The 5,769-nt window shown below is 73.2% G+C and carries 4 protein-coding genes and 1 pseudogene; all 5 read right to left on the bottom strand.

The genetic code is table 11. From position 1 onward, the window contains the following. Positions 1 to 255 (bottom strand): annotated as a pseudogene (locus tag FOE67_RS14635) (hypothetical protein); the annotation flags it as partial. 578 nt (positions 256 to 833) lie between these two features. Beyond that, the gene (locus FOE67_RS14630; protein ID WP_182664367.1) at positions 834 to 1,235 is read right to left on the bottom strand and encodes an STAS domain-containing protein; all 402 of its coding nucleotides are present in this window, start codon (positions 1,233 to 1,235) and stop codon (positions 834 to 836) included. Further along, positions 1,232 to 2,341, bottom strand: a complete 1,110-nt coding sequence (locus tag FOE67_RS14625; protein ID WP_182664365.1) for a cobalamin B12-binding domain-containing protein — start codon at positions 2,339 to 2,341, stop codon at positions 1,232 to 1,234. The genes FOE67_RS14630 and FOE67_RS14625 overlap by 4 nt, the downstream gene beginning before the upstream one ends. Then, positions 2,338 to 4,008, bottom strand: a complete 1,671-nt coding sequence (locus FOE67_RS14620) for a PP2C family protein-serine/threonine phosphatase (RefSeq protein WP_182664363.1) — start codon at positions 4,006 to 4,008, stop codon at positions 2,338 to 2,340. The genes FOE67_RS14625 and FOE67_RS14620 overlap by 4 nt, the downstream gene beginning before the upstream one ends. Before the next feature lie 457 nt (positions 4,009 to 4,465). Further along, positions 4,466 to 5,769: glutamate decarboxylase (gene gad, locus FOE67_RS14615; RefSeq protein WP_182664361.1), on the bottom strand; the 1,304-nt coding region annotated here is incomplete at its 5' end.

Below are 5,769 nucleotides of genomic sequence, written 5' to 3'. Positions count from 1 at the left end.
CTCCCCCACCACGGTGACCCGACCCGGATCGGTGGTCCACTCCCGGCCCCCGCCCTCGGGGCGGATGTAGGCCAGGGTGCGGGTCCGCGGCGGCAGATAGGGCGGGACGGAGGTGTCCCGGAAGGTCAGGACGTCCTGCAACACCCCGACCCGGCCGGTCTCCTCATCCCGCACCAGGCTTCCCACCGCCCTCAGGAGGTCCCTCGCCCCGTCGGCACCCCTGCTCCCGGCTCCCGGGCCGGCACCTGTCGCCATCGTCCACCGCACCTTTCGCGTCCCTCGCCCCCCTCACCGAATGTCCGTCCATGGCTACTCCGAGACGTACCCATCCGTTCCGCGGTGCAGGCCCCCCCCGGGGGGAGTTCACCGGCGTGAGCAGCCGCGTGCCCGGGCCACCGCAGCCGGACGTTCCCCGGCGCCGGGCGGCGGCCATCCCGACTTCGTGCGGCGCCACGGGAACCGGAACCATCGGCGATCCGGCCGCGCCACTTCGTGCCCCGGGCGAGGCCCGGCCCGCTTCGAACGGAGGGTGACGCGGGGCTCCCGCCACCTCCGCCCGTGCCCGGAGCCGAGCCGAGGCGAGCCGAGCCGACGGTGGGGGAACCGATGGCGGCCCGCCCGGCACGTATGCCATGGGTCATGCCGTTCGAACAGCAGGGGATCTCCGGGTGTTCACCGACTCACGGCCCGGTGCGGGCCTTTGCCCCGGCCCGGAACGGTTCCCGGATTCCCCATCGGCTTCCCGGGGGTGACGGACCGCCGTGCCCCCCGATTCCTCCCCGGGGAGGCGCCCCGGAGGTCGCGCGGCCGGGTTCCCGCCCGGCCGGCTCGGCTCAGTTCTCGTCGCGGGGGTGGACTATCCGGGTCTCGGAACCCGCCGTCGGGACCTCCCCACCCTCCGGCTCCCCGATGAAGTGCCGAAAGGTCCCGGTGATGCCCAGCAGGCGGTTCAGGGCCGGCTGCCGGTTGTCCAGGTACAGCTTGATGCCCGCCAGGGTCACGCGCCGGTGGACCATGAGCAGGATGGACAGGCCCATGGAGTCGCAGGTGCCCAGCTCCGCACAGTCCAGATGGAGTTCGCGCAGTTCGGGGCGCGCGTCCATCTCCTCGGCCACGGTCTCCAGGAACTCCTCGGAGGTGTCGTAGTCCAGATCACCGGTGATCGCGATGTGGACGATGTGGGGGTCCGTCACGGTGCGGGTGAGGGTGAGATTGTGGGGTGGGAACGTAGTCATGCGGCGGTTTCCGGGTCGGGGACGGAGACGGCGGGGTGGTCGAGCAGGGCCCGATGTCCCCGGTGGAGGAGACGGACGGCGCGGGGCAGGTCCCGGAGGCGGTGGGTCAGCAGGTCCACGACGGGGAGCAGCGAGTGCGCCGGCACCCCGCGGGTGGTCAGAACATCGGCCGTCCAGAGGATGAAGCCGGTGAACAGGTCGTCGTCATCGGTGTAGAGGGCGGTGGCGAGGAAGTCGACGATGTGCGCGATGTCCTCGGCGGTGCGCCGCCGTTGGGTGCGGGAGTACTCCCGCATGGGCGGGAAGCGCTCCTCCAGGTCGGTGAGGGTCTCCCGGACCAGTCCGCCCCCGGATCGGATGACCAGGGTGTACTCCTGGTCGGCGAGGTGCGGCAGGTCGTCCACCGCCTGGTGCGGGAGCGAGGGCCGGGGCGGGAGGCCGGCGTCGAGGCGGTCGGCGGCGGCGCGGGCGTCGGGGGCCCACATGTCGGCACCGAACAGCCGGGCGTAGCGGCCGTCGGGGCCGAAGGCCGCGCCGCCGACCAGCACCGGCACACCGGCGGCCTGGCAGGCCGTGATGGTGGCGTGGGCGGTGGGCAGACGGGTGGCGATGGATCCGGAGAGCGCCACCGCCTCGGGGCCGGTCAGGTGGAGGTGCCCGATGAGGTGGGGGGTGGGCACCTGGGCGCCGAGGTGGTCCACCCGCCATCCGCGCAGCTTGAGGACCTCGCCCAGCAGTCGCCCGGGCAGGGCGTGCCACTCGCCGTCCACGCAGGCGATGGTGATGCGGCCCCGGGTGGGTTCGCGGCGCACCGCCGGGTGACGGCTCAGGGCCGCTATGACGCGTTCGTTGATGGCGGTGGCGGCGTGTTCGCGGGCCACGCTCATGCGGTTGGCGGCCCACTCCTCGCCGACTTTCCGCTGCACGGCGCCGATGACGTCGAGGAACAGTGCCTCGGGTTCCACCCCGGCGTCGAGCGCGGCCACGGCGAGGTCACCGGCGCGCTGCTCGTCGCCGTACCACACGGCCTCCCAGAGAAGGTCGGCCCACTCCTCCGTCCCGGGGCCCGTCGGCACGGGCACCCGGGGTCGGGTGTCGGGGGTCATGCGGTGAACCTGCCCGGACCGTGCCCTCCCACCGCGCTCAGGTGGGCCCCTCGCGGTGCGGTGATGGCGACGACGGCCATGTCGTCGTGGCGGCCGGTGCCCAGCCACTCGGAGACGAGCATGCGCACCCGCTCCACGATGGCCTCGGCGGGCATGCCCGCGCACTCCGCGAGGGCGGTGCGCAGGCGGTCCTCGCCGAAGAGCTCGTCGCCCAGGGGCCCACCGCGCGCCTCGGTGATCCCGTCGGTGAACAGCAGGCAGCTCTCACCGGGGGCGAGTTCGGTGGTGTGGGTGCGGGTCTCGATCCGGGGAAGGGCACCGACCAGCATGCCCTTGGTGTCGGCCTCCTCCACCCGGCCGTCGGCCCGGACGATCAGCGGGGCGGGGTGGCCGGCGCTGGTCAGGCGCAGGCGGACGTTGCCGCTGCGGCGCACCGCCGAGGCGAGGACCAGGGTGGCGAAGCGGGTGTGGTGGGAGTCCAGGAGCGCGCCGTTGAGCAGGCGGAGCACCCGCTGGTGGTCGTCGGCCATCGGCAACAGGGCGTGCAGGGTGTTGCGGATCTTGCCGGTGAGTACGGCGGCCTCCAGGCCCTTGCCGCAGACGTCGCCGAGGACGACGAGGGACTCCTGGCCGTCCACCGAGGCGGGGTGGACGTCGTAGAAGTCGCCGCCGATGCGCTCCTCGTCGGCGGAGGGGCGGTAGCCGGCGGCGAACTCGACCCCGTCCACGTGGTGGAGGCGCGGGGGCAGGAGTTCGCGCATGAGGATCTCGGTTATCGAGGCCTGCTCGGCGTAGAGGCGGGCGGCGGACATGGCGGCGCCGGCCCGGGCCGCGAAGAGGCGGGCGAAGATCTCCTCGCTGTCGTTGAAGGAGGTCCGGTCGGAGCGGCGCAGCAGGACCAGGGCCCCGGCGGGGACCCCGTGGCCCGGCAGGGGGGTGACGACCATGGAGCCGACGCGGCCGAAGCCGTCGGGCACCACCCAGTCGGGGGCCGAGTCGGGGTCGATCCAGCGGGAGGGCACGGGTGGGAAGCCCTGGAGCGCCTCGGCCAGACCGGGGACGTCGGAGGGGTCCACCCCCAGGCGGGCCCGGCGGGGTTCGCCGTCCATGGTGCAGACGGTCACCGGGTGCCGTCGCCCGGACCGGGGGGCGATCACCATGGCCGCGTCGGCGAGGTGGCGGGCCGCGAGGCGGGCCGTGACGTCCATGCACCGCTCGAGGTTGAGCGAGGACAGCAGCAGGTTGGACGCCTCCGCCAGGAAGGCGGTGCGTTCGCGTTCGACCCGCAGGGCGTCGCTGGCCAGCCGGTGGTCGGTGTCGTCCACCAGCCACCAGACGACGCTGCCGTCCTCGTGGCGGGTGGGATGGGCCTCGTAGGTGCGATCCCCCACGGGGCCGATGACGGCGGGGGGCGGGGCGCCCGTGCCGTGGCCGTCCTGGTGCGGGAGGAAGCCGCGGTGATGGGCGGCTGCCAGCCACTGCGGCACCACGTCGGCCAGCCGGGCGCCGGGGCGGACGGCGGGGAACAGGGCGCCGGCCGCGTGGTTCGCCCGACGCACCGCACCGCCGGCGTCCACCACCAGTACGGGGTAGGGCGCCGCTTCCCACACGGCACCGGTGTCATCGGTGCCGCGGGTGCGGTCGGAAGCTTTCGCGAAACTCTCCACGGTCCGGAACCCCCAGCGTGGGTTCCTTCACCTCTCAACGCTGGATACAACAGTTTCCCGGGGGCAACGATCCCCCACATACCCCCATGAATGCAATCCTCCCCATCGGGGCGCACCGTCCGTGACGCCCGGGAACGGGGAGGCGTCACCGGTCCCAATCGCCTCCCAGAGGGCCCAGAACCCCTATTGTCCTCACTTTTCCGGCCCAAGGAAGCGCCCGGGGGAGGAACTTGGAAGCCCTTTGAACTTCTCCGGGGTCGGGTGGCCGGTGCGTTCACGGGCAGGATGGCCGGGAACACCCACGGTGGTCAACGAACTGATGTGCCGGCCTTGTTCCTTCGCCGTTCCTTCCCCGCACCCTTCGGGCGGGGTTCCTTTCCGGCCCCGGCGGCCCGTCCGGTTCTCCCCGCCGCCCCGCGCGTGTCGGACGGACGGGTCCCGGAGCGGCCCGGGGGTCTCAGTGGTGGAAGGCCGTCGCCCGCCGGCGGTCGGCCGCGCCGGCCCCGGTGCCGCGCCGCAGGCGGGGCAGGGCCCGCCCCAGGTCCTCCACCAGCATCGAGGCGAGGTCGCCGCTGAACCCGTTGCGGCACACGACCCGCAGCACCGACAGGTCCTCCCGGTTCGGCGGGAAGGTGTAGGCGGGGACCAGCCACCCGTGCTCCCGCAGGGCGCGGGAGACGTCGAAGACGTCATAGGCCGTCACGTGCGGGGCGGTGGTGAAGGTCAGGACGGGCAGGTCCCCGCCGCGGGTGAGCATCCGGAAGTCGTCCAGCGCCTCGATGTCCCGGGCGAGGGTGCGCGCCACGTCGCGGGTGGCCTGCTGCACGGCGCGGAAGCCGTCGTGCCCCAGCCGGACGAACACGTGGTACTGCGCGGCCACCTGGGCGCCGGGCCGGGAGAAGTTGAGGGCGAAGGTGGGCATCTGGCCGCCGAGGTAGTTCACCCGGAAGACCAGCTCCTCCGGCAGGTGTTCGGAGGACCGCCACAGCACCCATCCCACCCCGGGGTACACCAGCCCGTACTTGTGGCCGGAGGTGTTGACGGACACGACCCGCTCCAGCCGGAAGTCCCAGAGCAGGTCGGGGTCGAGGAAGGGGGCGATCATCGCCCCCGAGGCCCCGTCCACGTGAACGGGGACGTCGACACCGGTGCGCTCCCGCAGGTCGTCCAGGGCCGCGCACAGGTCGGCGACGGGCTCGTAGGAACCGTCGAAGGTGGAGCCGAGCACACCGACCACGCCGATGGTGTTCTCGTCGCACAGGTCGGCCGCGGCGGCGGGGTCGATGTGGAAGCGCTCGCCCTCCATGGGCACGGTGCGCGCCTCGACCTCCCAGTAGGCGCAGAACTTCTCCCAGCACACCTGCACGTTCACGCCCATGACCAGGTTGGGCCGGGCGCGGGCGGGGTACCGGTCCGCGTTGCGGTGGGCCCAACGGCGCTTGAGCGCCATGCCGGCGAGCATGCACGCCTCGCTCGATCCGGTGGTGGAGCAGCCGACCGCGGCCTCGGGGTCGGGGGCGTTCCACAGGTCGGCGAGGATGGCCACGCACCGGCGCTCCAACTCGGCGGTGCGCGGGTACTCGTCCTTGTCGATCATGTTCTTGTCGGCACACTCCGCCATCAGGATCGCGGCTTCCGGTTCCATCCAGGTGGTGACGAAGGTCGCCAGGTTCAGCCGGGCGTTGCCGTCGAGCATGAGTTCGTCGCGCACCAGACGGCGCGCGGTCTCCGGCGGGACCGGTCCGGGGGCCAGTCGCCGGG

Source organism: Streptomyces calidiresistens, assembly GCF_014141525.1.
Classification (GTDB): domain Bacteria; phylum Actinomycetota; class Actinomycetes; order Streptomycetales; family Streptomycetaceae; genus Streptomyces; species Streptomyces calidiresistens.
This window is presented reverse-complemented; position numbering and strand designations above follow the sequence as displayed.